The sequence below is a fragment of the Bradyrhizobium sp. CCBAU 51765 genome, from assembly GCF_015291725.1.
Lineage (GTDB): Bacteria > Pseudomonadota > Alphaproteobacteria > Rhizobiales > Xanthobacteraceae > Bradyrhizobium > Bradyrhizobium liaoningense.
Window position 1 is genome coordinate 5961541 of the sequence record NZ_CP030038.1, and the last position, 15029, is coordinate 5976569.

Consider the following 15029-nt stretch of genomic DNA (forward strand, 5'->3'; position numbering starts at 1 on the left):
CTATTCCAATTGCATGCGAGTGCCCTTGGCGCCGTTGAGCAGACGCCTCAGGTGAAAACCGGCCAGCGGATCGTCGGCATGCATCCCGACCAGCGCGGCAAAGGCCGGCATTGCGGCGGCATCGCCGGCCTCCATCTTGGCAAAAGCTTCGGAATATTGCGCCGTCGCCGGGGCTTCGAATTTCGCCTGGGGCAGCGGTTCGAACGCGCGCAGCGGCTCGCTGCGCCCGCGCAGCATCAGGTCGCCCACGGGCCGACCATGGAAGTTCGCAGCCCCCTCGGCCACGCTGGCACTGACGCAGATGCGCGTTCCCAGATACTTGTTGGCCGCCTCCAGCCGCGCTGCCGTATTGACGGTGTCGCCATAGGCCGTGTAGTCGAAGAAGCGGTTGCCGCCGAAATTGCCGACCAGCGCGGGACCAGCATGGGCACCGATGCGGGTGGTCCCGAAATTCACGCCTCTCGCCTTCCAGCGCGCCGAGAAGTCCTCCGCCCAGGCGTCGAGATCATGGGCACAGGCGACGGCACGCGTCGCATAGTCCGGCTGGTCGCCGGGTGCATTGAACAGCACCTGGATCGCATCGCCGATGATCTTGGCGACCGTCCCCTCATGAGCGAAGACAATCTCGGTCATGCCGCCGAAATATTCGTTGAGAAGCTCGCCCAGTGTCTGCGGGGCCGCGGACTCGACCAGTGAGGTGAAGCCGGTGATGTCGGTGAAGAGGGTGGCGACATCGCGCCAATGCACCTCCATGCCGTCACCCTGGACATCCGCGGCCAAGCGCCTTGCGATCTCCGGCGAGAAGAAGCGCGACAGCGAGGCATAAGCGCGCTCGGCTTCCATCTGGCGCCGCCGCACTTCGCGCAGCATCTCCACATGACGAATGGTCTTCTCGATCGTGGTCTCCAGATCGGCGAAGTCGATCGGCTTGGTCAGGAAGTCGAAAGCGCCGCGGTTCATGGCGATGCGGATATTGCTCATGTCGCCATAAGCCGAGACGATGATGGTCGACTTCTTGTCCTCGGCCTCCTGGAGCTTCGCCAGCAGCGACAGCCCGTCCATCCGCGGCATGTTGATGTCGGAAACCACCATGTCGACATGCGGGTTCAGCTCGAGCGACTCCAGCGCCTCCAGGCCGTCGCGCGCGAATATGAGAGCGAGCTTCCCATCGCGAATCTGCCTGCGGAATTTCTGCAGGATCAGCGCCTCGAGGTCAGGCTCGTCGTCGACGAAGAGAATGGTCGCAGTCATGCGGCTTGCTCGAGCCTCGTGTCGATCTCCTGCCGCAGCAGTGCGAAGTCGATCGGCTTGGTGAGAAGCCCGACGGCACCGCGCTCGATCGCCTTTCGGCGCGTCTCGGCGTCGCCATAGGCCGTGATCATGATGACGGGCACATCCGGATGCGTGGCACGCACCTGCGGCAGCATGTCGAGCCCGCTCATGCCGGGCATGTTGATATCAGACAGGATCAGGATCAGCGAGGGATCGCGAACCTCGGCCGCGCGCTTCAGCGCCTCGGGGGCCGAGAGCGCGAACTCCATCTGGAAGCGGCCTGCGCGCAGGTCGCGCCGGAACTGTTGCCGAAACAGCGCCTCGACGTCGGGCTCGTCATCGACGACCAGGATGTAAACGTTCAAGACTTGCCTCCAAGTGTACTGCCAGGTGTGCTGCCAGTCGTGCCGCCTGTGGCCATCGCCCGCGGCAGGGTGATGATGAATTCGGTGAATACACCGGGCTCGGTGTTCACGTCGATCGTGCCGCCGTGCTGTTTCACGGTGATATCATGGCTCATGGACAGACCGAGCCCCGTTCCCTCGCCGGCCGGCTTGGTGGTGAAGAAGGGGTTGAACATCCTTTCCTTCACCTCGGGCGGAATCCCTGTGCCGTTGTCGCGGATCCGGATTTCGACGCTGTCGCCGAGATCCTTGGTTGTCGCGCCCAAGGTGGGCGCGAAGCTGTCCCCCTCGCTCTCCTTGCGCTTGGCCGCCGCGTAGAAGCCGTTCGAGATCAGGTTGAGGAAGACGCGCGTGATCTCCTGCGGATAAATGTCGACCATGCCGGCAGCGGGATCGAACGCGCGCTCGAGCGTGACGTTGAATGCCGGCCTTTCGGCACGCGCGCCGTGATAGGCCAGATTGAGGCTTTCCTCCACGACGGCATTGATGTCGACGGCGCGATGCTCGCCGGAGCCTTCGCGTGAATGCAGCAGCATGTTCCGCACGATGGAATCGGCGCGCCTGCCGTGCTGCACCACCTTCTCGAGGTTGCCCCTGAGCATGCCGGTCAGCTCCTCGACCTCCTCCTTCGTCTTGCCGTCGAGAGCGGCGGATCGCAACGTTTCGTTGAGCTCGTCGATCAGCTCCGTCGACACTGCGGAGAAATTGTTGACGAAGTTGAGCGGGTTCTTGATCTCGTGAGCGATGCCGGCGGTGAGCTGGCCGAGAGACGCAAGCTTCTCGGTCTGGATCAGGCGGTTCTGCGCGGTGCGCAGATCGTTGAGGGATTGGCGGAGTTCCGCGGTGCGCTGCTCGACCTTGTTCTCGAGGTCGGCATAGGATTCCTGCAAGCGTGCACCCATGTCGTTGAACTGGTCGGCGAGCCCTTCAAGCTCGTCGCCGGTTCTAATCGAGATGCGCTGGGAGAAATCGCCGCCCCCGATCCGCTCGGCGCCGCTGCGCAGGGCCTGGATCGGCACGACCATGCGGCGCGCCAGGAAGATCCCGGCGAGCACCGCGAAGATCGATGCTGCGAGCAGCACGATCGCAAGCCGCTGCAATGAAGCATAGAGCGCGGCATAGGCCTCCTCGACCGGCAGCTCGACGAACATGGTCCAATGCAGCGGCTCGATCGGGGCCGATGCAGTCAGCACCTTCTGGCCCTGGATGTTGCGCGCTTCGGAAAGCGCGCCGGCGACGGTACCGCTCCCGGCCAGCGCGGCACGTACCTGGGGGAGTCCGGACATGTCGGTATTGCGCAGGACGAGGCTGATGTCGGGATGCGCGATCAGTCGTCCCTCCGGACCGACCACGTAGGCGTGTCCGTGCTCGCCGACCTTGATCTGGGACACAACGTCCCAGATCAGCTTGAGATTGACCTCCGCGATGCTGACGCCGGCATCCTTGCGGGCGCCGGCCAGCGCCAGCGTCATGTAGGGCTCGGACTCCCGGCGGAAGTAAACCGGGCCGTAATAGACCTTGTGCGCGACCGCCTCGGTGAACTTCGGGTCGGCCGACAGGTCGATTCCGCTGTCGAGCGCGTCCATCGCCAGCCGCGAGACCCGCAACCGCTCCTTGCCAGTCGAATCCACCTGGGCAAGTTCGGTGATGGCAGGCACCTGGCGCAGGAGGCGCAGCGCGTCGAACCGGCGCTGCTCGATCGAACCTCCCGACCAGGGCAGTTGCGTGGTCCAGCCGAGCTGGCTCTCGATCTCCTTGACGAATTGGCCGATCTTGGCGGCGGCCGCCTCGGCCTGCTCGTGCTGGACTCTGATCAGCGAAGCCTTGTGCTCACGATAATAGAAGAAGACCTCGAACAAGCCATTGGCGAGCAGAGCGATGGCGACGACGGCCACGAACAGCGCGACGTATTTGGTGAACAGCCGCGACCTGATTCCGCGGCCCGCCGTTCCGCCGGACGCTGCCTTGCCTGGGGCCGCGCTCGGCAGCGGCCCGGCTCGAGGTGTGTCGGAGTGGACGGAAAGGCTCATCCCGCGGAACCTAGCAAGAAGACCGGACCTTGTCTCTCGCAAGCGCAGGAACGGGCTTCCCCAGGACACAACGAAAAAGGGCGGCAGCGGATGACCGCTGCCGCCCTTGGACTGGCTTGCCTTGCGGCCTCAGGTCGGCCGCAGCGCCTTGGAGCCGAGGTCGAGCTCGTTGACCTGCTTGTTCCGCTCCGAATCAGCCGCCGCGCGATGGTCGGTCGCCAGCACCACATAGACCGCCGGCAGCACGAACAGCGTGAACAGCGTGCCGATCGACATGCCGGCCACGACCACCAGACCGATCGAGAAGCGGCTGGCCGCGCCTGCGCCGGTCGCGGTCAGGAGGGGGATCAGGCCGGTGACCATGGCGGCCGTCGTCATCAGGATCGGCCGCAAGCGGATGCGGGCCGACATTTCGATGGCAGAGCGGCGGTCGAGCCGCTCTTTGACCTGGAGCTCGTTGGCGAACTCCACCATCAGGATGCCGTGCTTGGTAATCAGGCCGACCAGGGTGAGCAGACCGACCTGGGTATAGATGTTCATGGTCGCCGCGCCGAAGAACAGCGGGATCAGCGCGCCTACGATCGCCATCGGCACCGAGATCATGATCACCAGCGGGTCGCGGAGGCTCTCGAATTGCGCGGCCAGCACCAGGAAGATGATGATCAGCGCGAAGCCGAAGGTGATCGCGAGCTGATTGCCTTCCTGCACATATTGCCGGGAGTCGGCCAGATAGTCGTGGCTGAAGCCCTGCGGCAGCTTCTTGGCCTCGCCTTCGAGGAAGTCCACCGCCGCGCCGACGGTCACACCCGGCATCGGCACCGCCGAGAACGTCGCCGAATTGAGCTGGTTGAAGTGAGTCAGCGAATTCGGGTCGGTCTTGGTTTCAATGGACACCACCGTCGACAGCGGCAGCTGCTGACCGGTATTGGTCGTCACGTAGTAGCCGCCGAGCGATTCCGGCGACAGCCGCTTGGCGCGCGGCACCTGCGGGATCACCTGGTAGGACCGGCCCTCGAGATTGAAGCGATTGATGTAGTTGCCGCCGAGCAGCACCGCGAGCGTAGAGCCCAGGTTCTGCATGTTGACGCCGAGATCCTGTGCCTTGGTGCGGTCGATCGTCACCTTCACGTTCGGCTGGTTATAGGCAAGGTCGCTGTCGGAGACGATGAACATGCCGCTCTTCCGCGCAGCTTCCTTCAGCTTCTCCATCTGCTCATAGACAGTCTGGAACCCGGCGGTGGAGTTGATCACCATCTGGATCGGCAGGCCGCCCGGACCGCCCGGCAGCGGCGGCAGGTTGAAGGCGAAGGCCTGCACGCCCTCGATCTTGGAGAGCTCGGCCTGCACCAGCGGCTTGAGCTGGATCGACGAACGCGTGCGCTCGTCCCAGGGCTTGAGCAGCATGCCGGCGATGCCGCCCTGCGGGCCGTTGATGCCGTTCAGCACGAAGCGCAGGTCGGTCTCGGGGAATTTCGCGAATTCCTTGTCGAGCTTTTCGCCATAGAAATCGAGATAATCGATGTTGGCGTATTTCGGGGCCTTGGTCACCGCGAACACGATGCCCTGGTCTTCTTCGGGCGCCAGCTCCTTCGAAGTATGCATGTAGAGGAAGCCGACCAGCCCGAGGATCGTGATCGCAAACAGGCCGGTGATGGCCTTGTAGTCGAGCGAGCGATCGAGCTTGCGGCCATACCAGCGCGTCATCGCGCCGAACACCCGATTCACGATCTTTGCGAAGCGCCCTTCCTCGGTGTTCTTCAGCAGCATCGAGCACATCATCGGCGACAATGTCAGCGCGATCACGCCCGACACGATCACCGAGCCCGCGAGGGTAAAGGCGAATTCGCGGAACAGCGAGCCGGTGAGGCCGCCGAGGAATCCGATCGGCGCGTACACCGCCGCGAGCGTGATCGTCATGGAGATGACGGGACCCACGATCTCGCGCGCACCTTGCAGTGAGGCCTGAACCGGTGTCTTACCCTCCTCAAGGTGGCGATGGATGTTCTCCACCACGACGATGGCGTCGTCGACGACGAGGCCGATCGCCAGTACCATCGCGAGCAGGGTCAAGAGATTGAAGCTGAAGCCCAACGCCAGCATCAGGGTGCAGACACCGATCATCGACAGCGGAATGGTGACGACGGGGATGATGACCGAGCGCAGCGAGGCTAGGAACAGGAAGATGACCACGATCACGATGATCACGGCTTCGCCCAGCGTCTTCTCCACCTCATCGATCGAGGACTGGATGAACTTGGTGGAGTCGTAGGCGACCTTCATCTTCATCGACGGCGGCAGATTCCGCTCGAGTTCAGGGAACAGCGCGCGCACCCCCTTGACCAGCGTCAGCGGGTTGCCCTGCGGCGTTGCCTGCACGCCGATGAAAATCGCGTGCTCGCCGTTGAAGGCAACACTGGCGTCCGTGCTCTGGGCGGCAAGCTCGACGGTGGCGATATCCTCCATCCGCACGAAGCCGCCGTCCTTGGCCTTGACGATCATCTTCTTGAACTGGTTGACGTCGGTGAGGCCGGTATTCGTCGAGACGTTCGAGACGATGAGATAGCCCTTGGTCTGGCCCGCCGCGGACTGGAAGTTGTTGGCGGTGATTGCCGCGGCGACGTCGGCCGGCGACACATTGCGGCCGGCCATCTTCACGGGATCGAGCCAAAGACGCATCGCGAAGGTCTGGCCGCCGAGAATGTCGGCCGAGGCGACGCCGTCGACGGTCGACAGCACCGGCTGCACCACGCGCGTCAGATAGTCGGAGATCGCCGAACCGGACAGCTCCTCGGACGAGAATCCGAGATACATCACCGCCGTGGTCTGGCCGGTGGTCTTGGTGACAATCGGGTCGTTGGACTCCTTAGGGATCAGGTACTTCACCGAGTTCGTCTTCGCCAGCACCTCGGTGAGCGCCTGGTTCGGATCGAAATTCAGCTTGATGTAGACCTGGATCGTCGAGGTGCCGAGCACCGATGACGAGGTGATGTAGTCGACGCCCTCGGCCGAGGCGACTGCCTGCTCGATCGGCGTGGTGATGAAGCCCTGGATCAGGTCCGCGGACGCGCCGGGATAGACGGTCGTGATGTTGATGACCGTGTTCGACAGCTTCGGATATTGCCGGATCGGCAGCACCATCGCCGCACGCAGGCCGATCAGCAGGATCAGCAGGCTGACGACGACCGACAGAACCGGGCGCTTGATGAAAATATCGGTAAGGGCCATCGCAGCGATCTCGATTTCCGATCTGGATTTCTATGTCTCAAGAGACGTGATCCGGCGGGGCCGGATCACGTGAGGATGTTGTCAATAGCGCGGCGGCTGCGCCGGGATCGGCGGAGCCGGATCGGTCGAAATCGATACCGGCGCACCCGATTGCAGCTTGAGCTGGCCGAGGGCGACGACCTTGTCGCCCGCCTTCACGCCCTTGAGGATCTCGACGCGACCATCGACCCGGTTGCCGGTCTGCACGAAGGTGCGCACCGCCGAGAGGCTGGTCTTGCCGTCCGCTTCCTTTTTCTCGGCGATCACAAACACCGAGTCGCCGTACAGCGTGTAGTCGACAGCCGTCTCAGGCACCGTGATCACGGCCGGCTTGTCCGGCAGCACCACCGTGGTGGTCACGAACATGCCGGGCTTGAGGATCTTCTCCGGATTGGCGATCGTCGCCTGCACGCGGATGTTGCGGGTGTCGGTCGCGATCTGCGGCTCGATCGTGGTGATCTTGCCCTCGAAGGTGCGGCCCGGATAGGCATCGACCTTCAGCCGGACGGTCTGGCCGACCTTGAGGTTGCCGGAATCCTTTTCCGTCACCGTGAAGTTGGCCCACAGCTCCGACAGATCGGTCAACGACACGATCGCCGTACCTGCCGTCAGATATTGGCCAACCTCGACCTTGCGCATGCCGAGATCACCGGAGAACGGCGCTCGCACCAGCTTCTGCGAGATCAACGCTTCGGTCTTGGCGATGCCGGCCTGCGCCTGGTCGTAGGAGGCCTGCGCGGCATCGACGGTCGCCTGCGGACCGAACTGGCGCGCGGCCAGTTGCTTGGCGCGGTCGAGCGACAGCTGCGCGACGGTCGCCTGCGCCTTGTAATTGGCGAGGTCGCCCTGGTCCGGCGCGTCGAACAGCTGCACCAGCGGCGTGCCGGCTTCGACGCGCGTACCCGGCTCGAACTTGATCTCCGTGACGCGGCCGTTGACGTCGGCGCTGACGTCGACCTGATGCACGGCGACAAGGCTGCCGACCGCGGTGAGCAGGTTCGGCACCACCTCGGACTTCGCCTCGGCCGCGCTGACGGCCGTCGGCGGCGGCTTGTTGTTGGCGAAGAACTGCTGGATCATCTGGCCGCGGAAATAGTTGAACCAGACGAGTCCACCGACCAGCGCGGCGAGAAGCGTGCCGACGATGATGAACCAGAGCACCGGCCGGACCGGACGCTTGGGAGCCTTGTTGTCGATCGGTTCGCCCGAAATCTTGTGTTCGGTTACGATGTTCATGTCATGCACTTTCTGCAATCGCCGCCTTGCCGGCATCCGCGGCCTGATCGCGGCCCAGATGCGAAGCAATTGAGGCGTCGTTAAGTCCGATACCCCTCAGGAGAAACTCACAGAGCTGCCGCTCCAGGTCGTTCGCCTTGCCGTAAGCGAGACAAGGCGTGGCCGGCAGCCTGGTCAGCGCCGCGGTCATCACCGCATGATGCGCAAACCAGAACAGGTTGAGCGGATCGCCAGCGTAGGGCCGCGCATCCCCGGCGGCCACGGCGCGCTCGAGCGAGCCGACAAAAGCCGCCCCAATCAATGTCTCGATCTTGGCATACAGCAAACGCGCGAATTCGCCGTCATCCAAATGGCTCGTGGCCATCAGTCGCAGGCGCTGCGCCTCTTCCTGATCGGGACCGTCAGCAATGTGCAGGAAATGCCCGACCATCCTGCGGATCACCTCGACCAGCGTGGCGGTCGAGGGCTCCCGTTCGAGAAGCTCGATGAAAGCCGGATCCGCTTCGCATTCGTCGCTGAGAATTTCGGCGTAGAGCGCCGCCTTGGACGGGAAATGCTTGAACAGCAGCGCCTCGGAAATGGCAGCGGCGGCCGCCACGCTCTTCGTCGTGGTGCCGGTGTAGCCATGTCGGGCAAAGCAGCGCTTTGCGGCACCGAGGATCAATTGACGCCTCAGGTCGCTCGTCATACGCAATGAGCTCATGGTGGGTGAGTAAACACTCACCCACCCAGAAGTCAAGCACTATGTTGCATCGCAACCTGAGTGCGTTGCAAATTCAGGGGAAATTCGCACCACCACTCGGGCTGCTTGCAGGGCGCCCCTCCGAGAGCCGCGCCCGGCTAGATCGGCTGGAAGCCGAGGTCGCTGCGGATCCGGTTCAGGATAAAGGTCCCATCCCGGCTCGGCAGGATCCGCTCCAGGCTGGCGCCGTCGATCTTCACATTGGCAAAGCGCGGCCCGGCCGAGACGTCGTGGACGGCTTTGGCAAAGGCCTCGACCTCGGCCATGGTGGTGACGGCCCGGCTGTCCGCAATGCCGCATGCCTTGGCGACGCCGACAAGGTCCGCGGCGGCCGAGGTATGGCTGGTCTGCCCGCCGGTCTCGCCATAGGCCTCGTTGTCGAGCACTGCGATTGACAGATTGGGCGGCCTTTGCAGGCCGATGGTGGCAAGGCTGCCCATGCCCATCAGCATCTCGCCGTCGCCGGTGATGACCAGCACCGGCAGCTTCGGCTGCGCCAGAGCGAGGCCGAGCCCGATCATCGCGGCGCCGCCCATGCCACCCCAGAGGTAGAAGTTGCGGGCATGATCGCCGGCGGCGCACATGTCGTTGGTGGAGGCACCCAGGCCCCCGATCGCGACGACGTCCTTGCGGTCCGCGAGGAGCGTCGACACCACCTGGCGGCGGTCGAGGAGATTGGCCTTGCTCATTTGGTGAAAACCTTGGCGCCGATCAGGCGCTGCGACAGAAGGACGGCGGTCGGCGTGAGCGCGTTGTAGGCCTGCGCGGCGGCGGCCTCCAGCACGGCGGGCACCTCGGCTGCGTTGGAGGCGCGCAGCACCTTGACGCCGGAGAGCTCGAACACGCCCTGCGTGGTCGATCCCATCGGCACCTGCCACGGATTGAACTCGCCCCACTCGCCGCGCATGGTCACGAGCGTGAGGAACGGAAAGCGCAGGATCGGGATCAGCGACAGCATGTTGATGCAATTGCCGACGCCGCTCGACTGCATCAGCAGCACGCCGCGCTGGCCGCCGGCCCAGGCGCCTGCGAGCAGCGCCACCCCCTCCTCCTCGGTCGTCAGCGGAATGCCGCGCATGGTGGCGGAGTCCAGCACGCGCTGGATCAGCCTGGAATGACCGGCGTCGGGGACATACGGCACCTGCCGGACGTCGAAGCGCTGCAATGTTGCGAAGATATCGTCGGGCCAGTTCGGGGCCGTGTCGGCAGCGTCAGCGCGTGCGTGCATTTTCCTGTCCGGTCGGCTAGCAAGGTAGAAAGACTGTAGACGCATGCATGCGCCGACCAGAACAACAAAAACGGCATATCGGCTTTAACCGGCGAGTATAACGGGATGAACGCAGATGCGAAGGCGCTGGCCGCCAGCTTCGACCTCGAGAAGCTGCAGCCGGAGTTCTACGACAACCCCTATCCGACTTATCGTGCACTGCGGGAGAACGAGCCGGTCAAGCGCCTGCCGAACGGCACCGTGTTCCTGACCCGCTATGACGACCTCGTCACCACCTACAAGAACACCAAGTCGTTCAGCTCGGACAAGAAGCGCGAGTTCGCGCCGAAATACGGCGACACCCCGCTTTATGAGCACCACACCACCAGCCTCGTCTTCAACGACCCGCCGTCCCACACCCGCGTGCGCCGCCTGATCATGGGGGCGCTGTCGCCACGGGCGATCGCGAGCATGGAGGGCGACCTCATCAAGCTGGTCGACGGCCTCCTCGACGCCATCGAAGCCAAGGGCGCTTGCGAGCTGATCGAGGATTTCGCGGCCTCCATTCCCATCGAGGTGATCGGCAATCTGCTCGACGTTCCCCATGACGAGCGCACACCGCTGCGTGACTGGTCGCTGGCGATCCTGGGCGCCCTCGAACCCGTGGTGTCGCCCGAGGCGGCGGCGCGCGGCAACAAGGCGGTGACGGATTTCCTCGCCTATCTCGAGACGCTGGTCGCGCGGCGGCGCGCCAAGCCGGGCAATCCCGAGCGCGACGTGCTGACGCGGCTGATCCAGGGAGAGGAGAACGGCGAGCGGCTCACCGAGAAGGAGCTGCTGCACAATTGCATCTTCCTGCTCAACGCCGGGCACGAGACCACCACCAATCTGATCGGCAACGGCCTCGTAGCGCTGGACCGTCATCCCGACCAGAAGCAGCGGCTGATCGACAACCCCGACATGATCAAGACGGCGGTCGAGGAGATGCTGCGCTATGAGAGCTCGAACCAGCTCGGCAATCGCATGACCACGGAGCGTGTCGAGCTCGGCGGCGTCGCGCTCGATGCCGGCACGTCGGTGACGCTGTGCATTGGTGCGGCCAACCGCGATCCCGCTCAGTTTCCAGACCCGGAACGCTTCGATATTGCGCGCACGCCGAACCGGCACCTCGCCTTCGCGACCGGCGCGCATCAATGCGCCGGCATGGCGCTGGCGCGGCTGGAAGGCGCGATCGCGATCTCGCGCTTCCTGGCGCGCTTCCCGAACTATGCCGTGAGCGGCCAGCCGGTCCGGGGCGGACGGGTCCGGTTCCGCGGGTTCTTGAGCGTGCCCTGCGCAATCGACTGAGGGGGCCAGAACAAAAATGTCGAAAACAACCCCATGCACAGTAGAGAGCCTGTCGGCGAACGACGCCCTGTGGTTCCGCAGAACCATCTGACATTCCGGGCAGATCGGGCCCCACCACGCGATCGGGTGCATGAAGGCTTCCAAGACGGCAGAGCGATACCCAGATCAGGTTGAGGGCCGCCGGAGCGGTCGGTTGACGCCGGCGCGCAGCAATGGAGTGACGACAGATGAGCGCGTCGGTCATTGATCTCATCGCCACGGAAGCACGGTTCGGCGCCCATAATTACGAGCCGATCGGGGTCGTCCTGTCGCGCGGCGAAGGTGTCTGGGTCTGGGATACCGAAGGCAACCGCTATCTCGATTGCCTCTCGGCCTATTCGGCGGTCAGCCAGGGCCACTGCCACCCCAAGATCCTGGCGGCGATGGTCGAACAGGCGCACAGGCTGACGCTCACCTCGCGGGCCTTCCACAACGACCAGCTCGCCCTGTTCTACGAAGAGATCGCCGCGCTCACCGGCTCCCACAAGGTGCTGCCGATGAACAGCGGCGCCGAGGCGGTCGAAAGCGCGATCAAGGCGGTTCGCAAATGGGGCTATGAGGTGAAGGGCGTGCCGGACGGTGCGGCCGAGATCATCGTCTGCGCCAACAATTTTCACGGGCGCACACTTGGCATCGTCGGTTTTTCAACCGACCCCGAGACACGCACACATTTCGGGCCGTTCGCGCCGGGTTTCAGGATCATCCCGTTCGGCGACGCCGCGGCGTTGCAAGACGCAATCACCCCAAATACCGTCGCCTTTCTGGTCGAGCCGATCCAGGGCGAAGCCGGTGTCATCATTCCTCCGGCCGGCTATTTCAGTGAGGTACGCCAGCTCTGCACCGCCAACAACGTGATGCTCGTGCTCGACGAGATCCAGACCGGGCTCGGCCGCACCGGCAAGCTGCTCGCCGAACAGCACGAGGGAATTGAGGCGGACGTGACGCTGCTCGGCAAGGCCTTGTCCGGCGGTTTCTATCCGGTGTCGGCCGTGCTCTCGAACAACGACGTGCTCGGGACCTTGAGACCGGGGCAGCATGGTTCGACCTTTGGCGGTAACCCGCTTGCCTGCGCGGTGGCGCGCGCGGCGATGCGCGTGCTGGTCGAGGAAGGCATGATCGAGAACGCGGCCAGGCAGGGCGAGCGCTTTCTCGAAGGCTTGAAAAACATCCGCGCCAATACGATCCGCGAAATGCGCGGTCGCGGCTTGATGCTGGCGGTCGAGTTGCATCCCGAGGCCGGCCGCGCACGCCGCTACTGCGAGGCGCTCCAGGCCAAGGGCATTCTCGCCAAGGATACCCATGAGCATACGATCCGCATCGCCCCGCCGCTGGTGATCACAAGCGACCAGGTCGACTGGGCGCTGGAGCGACTCGCCACCACCCTGACGCAGGATGTCTCCTGAGACTGCCTGCGTCGGAAGATCGCAATGCCGGCCATGGCCAAGAACGAACGATTGCGCCGTCTGTGCGTTGAAAATCGTGGGCGATTACGAGTTGGGAGCTAGATCATGCTTCCGCGTGGCGTTTGCCTGACGGCTGTTTTGGTTGGCGTCTCGATGCTGACGACGAGCGCGCCGGCCCAGGGACCTCTCGGACACGGACGGGGTGGAGGACCACCAGGGCCAGCCGCAGCGCCGCCTGCAGGACCACCGGCCATGGCCCGTCCGGCAGCACCACCGGCCATGGCTCGTCCTGCGGCGCCGCCTACCATGGCGCGTCCCGCCGCGCCGCCAGCCATGCCGCAGCGACCGGCGATGGCGCCAAGTCCGGCGCCGCACATCGCCTCACCGCCACCGCGTCCGACCCCACATATCAGTGCCCCGCGAGCCGCCCCGCAGGTGGCCGCGCCCCGACACGAACTCCATCGCCCGCCGGCAGCGCCGCAACGTCCGGCCATGGCGCCGCGGCCGACGCCGCATATCGCCGCCCCTTCGCGTCCAGGTGCACCGCCGGCCGTAAGCCAGCGACCGGGGCCACCGCGTGAGATGCTTTCGCGCCAATCCGCGGAACGCCAAGTCCGCATCGACCGCTTGCAGCAGCGCCTGCAGCAATTGCAATCGCAGAAGCTGGAAGGCGCAAGGGCCCAGCAACAGCAGCAACGGTTGCTGCAGTCGCAGAGCCGTCTTCTAGAGCGCGAGCAACGTGTCCAACAGCGCTCGCAGCAGGTCGAGCAACGGCAGCGCGAGATGCTGTCGCGCCAGACGACGGAGCGCCAGACTCGCATCGAACGCCTGCAGCAGCGTGTGCAGCAATTGCAGTCGCAAAGGCCGGAAGGCGCGCAAGCGCAACGCGCACAGCAGCGACTGCTCCAGACGCAGAACCGCTTGCTTGACCGTGAGCAGCGCGCGCAGCAAATTGACTTGGCGCGCCAGCAGCGGCTTGGATTGCAGGCTCCGGAGCGCGCTCCGGCACTTGCGGCTGCCGCGCAGGCCGCCGAGCGCGGACGGTTTGCGGCGCGCTTCCGCGAGCAGTCCACTTCGCAGACCCAAGCGGCTCTCGTCACTCGCCAAAGCGGCTGGGCTCCCCGACAGGCCTGGCGTCACCGTCATCCCGCGGTGTTCGTGGCGTGGCTTGGACCCGTGTTCTGGCCTTACGCCTATTCCGACATCTTCAACTACACGTTCTGGTCCTATGGCTACGAGCCCGGATATTGGGCGTACGCCTATGACGACTTCGTCGACACCATGTTCTGGGGAGGTGACGGCCCCTATTCCGCCTATGCCAGCACCAACCCGTACGACACTCCGCAAGCTGGCGGCGGCTACCACGCGCGCCAGCGTGCCAGCGCGAGCCCGCAGACGCTTCAGCAGTTGTGTGCCACGCCGGACAAGGGCGTGACCGCCTGGCCGCTTGCCGATATCGCACGGGCGGTGCGGCCGACGCCGGAGCAACGCACACTGCTCGATGAGCTGAAGACGGCGGCGGCCAACGCTGCCGGTGTGTTCAAGGACTCCTGCACGGAGACTTATGCACTGACTCCCCCTGGCCGCTTGCGCGCGATGATGAACCGCATCAGCGCGACGCTTGAAGCCGTCAAGATCGTTCGACCGGCACTGGAGAATTTCTACAATTCGCTCAGTGACGAGCAGCAGGCCCGCTTCAACGCGCTCGGCCCCCATGTCGGCGAGCGCTCGCCGCAGCAGCAGGAGGCGAGTAGCGAAGGCTGCGCCGATCCGAAGTCGGGGCTCACGCAGTTACCGATCCAGAGGATCGAGGCTGTGCTCCACCCTGCAGGTAAGCAGAAGGAGACGCTCGACCGCCTCCGCGAAGCGACGGCGAAGGGCGTCGAGGGCCTACAGGCGGCCTGTCCGAATGATGCGCCGCTGACACCGGTCGGACGGCTGGAGACGATGCAGCACCGGCTCGAGGCCATGTTGACCGCCGCCAAGCTGGTCGAACCCGCCCTGGACGAGTTCTATGCCACACTGAGCAGCGAGCAGAAGGCGCGCTTCAACACGCTGCAACAGGTCGCAAGCCCGTGAGGATGG

Annotated in this window: 11 protein-coding genes; 3 read left to right on the top strand and 8 right to left on the bottom strand. The window is 64.6% G+C overall.

What is annotated here, in order from left to right:
• The 8 genes from XH96_RS28200 to XH96_RS28235 all read right to left on the bottom strand — a co-directional run bounded on the left by XH96_RS28200 (window position 1) and on the right by XH96_RS28235 (window position 10176).
• The gene (locus XH96_RS28200; protein WP_194388755.1) at window positions 1–1251 is read right to left on the bottom strand and encodes an adenylate/guanylate cyclase domain-containing protein; all 1251 of its coding nucleotides are present in this window, start codon (window positions 1249–1251) and stop codon (window positions 1–3) included.
• Window positions 1248–1637: a response regulator gene (locus XH96_RS28205; RefSeq protein ID WP_194388757.1), complete on the bottom strand. Its 390-nt coding sequence runs from the start codon at window positions 1635–1637 to the stop codon at window positions 1248–1250. Before XH96_RS28205 ends, XH96_RS28200 begins: the two co-directional genes overlap by 4 nt.
• Window positions 1634–3706, bottom strand: a complete 2073-nt coding sequence (locus XH96_RS28210) for a sensor histidine kinase (protein WP_194388759.1) — start codon at window positions 3704–3706, stop codon at window positions 1634–1636. The genes XH96_RS28205 and XH96_RS28210 overlap by 4 nt, the downstream gene beginning before the upstream one ends.
• 129 nt (window positions 3707–3835) lie before the next feature.
• The gene (locus XH96_RS28215; RefSeq protein ID WP_194388761.1) at window positions 3836–6931 is read right to left on the bottom strand and encodes a MexW/MexI family multidrug efflux RND transporter permease subunit; all 3096 of its coding nucleotides are present in this window, start codon (window positions 6929–6931) and stop codon (window positions 3836–3838) included.
• A gap of 81 nt (window positions 6932–7012) precedes the next feature.
• A complete protein-coding gene (locus tag XH96_RS28220) occupies window positions 7013–8206 on the bottom strand; it encodes an efflux RND transporter periplasmic adaptor subunit (RefSeq protein WP_194388763.1) in 1194 nt (397 codons plus the stop codon).
• Window position 8207: 1 nt separating this feature from the next.
• On the bottom strand, window positions 8208–8909 hold the full coding sequence (locus XH96_RS28225; RefSeq protein WP_194394286.1) for a TetR/AcrR family transcriptional regulator: 702 nt from the start codon (window positions 8907–8909) through the stop codon (window positions 8208–8210).
• A gap of 137 nt (window positions 8910–9046) precedes the next feature.
• Window positions 9047–9637 (bottom strand): thiamine pyrophosphate-dependent enzyme, encoded by a 591-nt coding sequence (locus XH96_RS28230; protein WP_194388764.1) that lies wholly within the window; start codon window positions 9635–9637, stop codon window positions 9047–9049.
• Window positions 9634–10176, bottom strand: coding sequence for a phosphonopyruvate decarboxylase (locus XH96_RS28235; RefSeq protein WP_194388766.1), 543 nt, complete (start codon window positions 10174–10176; stop codon window positions 9634–9636). Before XH96_RS28235 ends, XH96_RS28230 begins: the two co-directional genes overlap by 4 nt.
• A gap of 105 nt (window positions 10177–10281) precedes the next feature.
• Here XH96_RS28235 and XH96_RS28240 point away from each other — a divergent pair, with 105 nt between their 5' ends.
• From XH96_RS28240 to XH96_RS28250, 3 genes are all read left to right on the top strand, one after another.
• Entirely contained in the window at window positions 10282–11502 is a 1221-nt protein-coding gene (locus tag XH96_RS28240) for a cytochrome P450 (RefSeq protein WP_194388768.1), read from the top strand.
• A 227-nt stretch (window positions 11503–11729) separates the two neighbouring features.
• Window positions 11730–12944, top strand: a complete 1215-nt coding sequence (gene rocD / locus XH96_RS28245) for an ornithine--oxo-acid transaminase (protein WP_194388770.1) — start codon at window positions 11730–11732, stop codon at window positions 12942–12944.
• A gap of 627 nt (window positions 12945–13571) precedes the next feature.
• A complete protein-coding gene (locus XH96_RS28250; protein WP_246789765.1) occupies window positions 13572–15023 on the top strand; it encodes a Spy/CpxP family protein refolding chaperone in 1452 nt (483 codons plus the stop codon).
• The last annotated feature ends 6 nt before the right edge of the window (window positions 15024–15029 follow it).